Genomic DNA, 3009 nt, shown 5'->3' with positions numbered 1-3009 from the left:
ATTGATCATCCATTTGAACGAGGTGAGAAATTATATAAAACAGGAGATATAGCGAGATGGCTACCTGATGGTAACATAGAATACTTGGGACGAGTTGATCATCAAGTGAAAATAAGGGGATATCGAATAGAACTAGGTGAGATAGAAGCAAGTTTGTTAAAATATGAGACAATCAAAACCGCCGTAGTAATACAGCGAGAAGATGAAAGTGGAGAAAAGTATTTATGTGCGTATGTAGTTACAGAAAAAGATATTCCTATTCCAGAGGTAAGAGCATATTTAGCAACCAAGTTACCCTATTATATGATACCTCAACAAATCATATCCATTCAAAACATACCGTTAACACAAAACGGAAAAATAGATAGAAAAAAATTACCTCAACCTATTAATAATTTGAAATCTAGTCATCTAGAGCCGACAAATTCTACAGAAAGAAAATTAGTTGAGATTTGGAAAGATGTATTAGGAATACAAAGGATAGGAATACGGGATAATTTTTTTGAGATAGGTGGTCATTCATTAAAGGCTGCTAGGCTAATTTCTATTGTTAATAAAGAATTTAATGTGCAATTATCTATTAAATCCCTATTTAAGTTTCCTGTTTTGGTTGATTTTTCAAAATATATATTAGAAATGGAAAAAAGTAATTATATTTCCATAGAACCTGTAAAACAACAAGAGTATTATTTAGCTTCTACGTCACAAAAGAGAATGTTTATAGTAGATCAATTCGAAGATGGTACAAATACAACTTATAATATGCCCACAATACTTAAAGTAGAAGGGGATATTTGTAAAGATAAGTTTGAAAATATATTTCAATCTTTAATTGAGAGACATGAAATATTAAGAACTTCTTTTCAAATTTTAGATGGGGAATTAGTGCAGAAAATTGAGCCTAATGTAGATTTCAATATTGAATACGTTCATGTAAATGAAAAAGATGCGGATTATTTAATACATGAGTTTATAAGTCCATTTGATTTATCAAAACCTCCATTATTAAGGGTGTTGCTTTTAAGGATAGCAGAAGAAAGACATATCCTTGTAGTAGATATGCATCATATAATATCTGATGGTTTATCAATGGGGATATTAATAAAAGAGTTTGTAGAATTGTATAAAGGAAATGAGCTTCCAAAATTGAGAGTGCAGTACAAAGACTATGTGATGTGGCAAAATGGACCTTACTATAAGAATCTAATTAGTGAACAAAAGAATTATTGGTTAACAACTTTAAAAGGAGAACTCCCGGTTTTAAATTTTCCAACCGATTTTCAAAGACCGACTATACAAAGCTTTAAAGGTAATGTTTGTTCTTTTAATTTGGGAACAGATTTAACTTTTAAAGTAAATAAGCTAGCAACTGAAACTGGTACCACGCCATATATGATTTTATTGGCCATTTATAACATACTTTTATCTAGATACACAGGTCAAGAAGACATTATTGTAGGTTCGCCTATTGCTGGAAGGTCTCATTCTGATACTAATCATATGATTGGTATGTTTATTAATACTTTGGTAATGAGAAATTATCTAGAAAATGACGATGAGTTTATTGAGTTTTTGAGTAGATTAAAACTCAATACATTAGAAGCTTATGAAAATCAAGACTATCCTTTTGAAGAACTATTAGAAGGTTTAGACTTGCATAGGGATACAAGTAGAAATCCATTATTTGATACCATGTTTGTTTTTCAAAACATGGATATGAATCCAATATCTATTGGTGAATTAGAATTTACACCGTATCCGTTTAAGCAGTCAGTTTCAAAATTTGATTTGTCATTAGTAGCAACGGAAATAGATAATAACATTCATTTAAAAGTAGAATATAGTATTAAGTTATTTAAAGCGGAGACAATAGAAAGGTTAATGGTACATTTTACAAATATAGTTGAGGAAGTAACTAATAACCCTAGAGTACGATTGCGTAATATTAATATGTTATCTATAGAAGAAGAACATTGTATTATGAATGAATTTAACAAAAAAGAGAATTCAAATTCTAATCATTTATTAGTGCATAAAATGTTCGAAGAACAAGTAAAACGGAACCCTAATCAAATAGCCGTTGTATGTAATGAAAAAGGAATTACATATAATGAATTAAATATAAAAGCTAATCAGTTGGCGAGAAGGTTATTAGACCAAGGAGTTAAAAGAGAATCCATTGTTGGTGTGATGATGAAACGCTCCATCGAGATGGTTATAGGTATATTAGGTGTCTTAAAAGCAGGTGGGGCGTATTTACCAATTGATACCGACTTACCAAAACAAAGAGTGGAATATATGCTGACAGACAGTGGGTGTTCACATGTATTAGTACATCAAAACTCTATTATAAAGGGGATAGAATTCCAAGGTAATGTAATAGATCTAATGGATATGTCTTTTGAAGAAGAACCAGGAGAAGACATGCACATGATGATAGAACCTCACAACTTAGCGTATGTTATTTATACATCAGGTTCTACAGGACAACCTAAAGGAGTAATGATTGAACATCGATCCTTGACTAACTTTTTGTGTGCAATGTATGAAGATTTCTCTCAAGATATAGGGATAACTGATAACGTTCTATTCTCAAGTAGTATTTCTTTTGATGTTACTATTTTTGAGATATTTGTCCCATTGATATATGGCGCAAGAATGACTATTTATCAAGGTGAGAAGTTTGATGTACCAAAACTTGTACAAGTCATTCTTGAGGAACAGGTTACATTATCATATATTCCACCTACTTTATTAAATGAAATATATGATTATTTTGTTAGAGATAACCAGAAGATAGTGTTAAATAAGCTACTTGTGGGAGTAGAACCCATTAAAACAGAATTACTCGCAAAATACGATCATCTATTTAGGGGGAACCTCCAAATATTAAATGGATACGGACCTACAGAGGCTACAGTTTGTTGTACATCTTATCGATATGAGAGTAATAAAGAAATTACAACACAAAACGTACCGATAGGTTCGCCATTGTTAAATACTAAAATT

General features: G+C 31.0%; 1 protein-coding gene. It reads left to right on the top strand.

All coding sequences use genetic code 11. From position 1 onward, the window contains the following. On the top strand, positions 1-3009 hold a 3009-nt coding region (locus HMPREF2590_RS12565; protein WP_256325141.1), incomplete at both ends, for a condensation domain-containing protein.

Source organism: Bacillus sp. HMSC036E02 (genome assembly GCF_001836235.1).
In the GTDB taxonomy this organism is placed as follows: Bacteria; Bacillota; Bacilli; order Bacillales; family Bacillaceae_G; genus Bacillus_A; species Bacillus_A cereus.
This window is presented reverse-complemented; position numbering and strand designations above follow the sequence as displayed.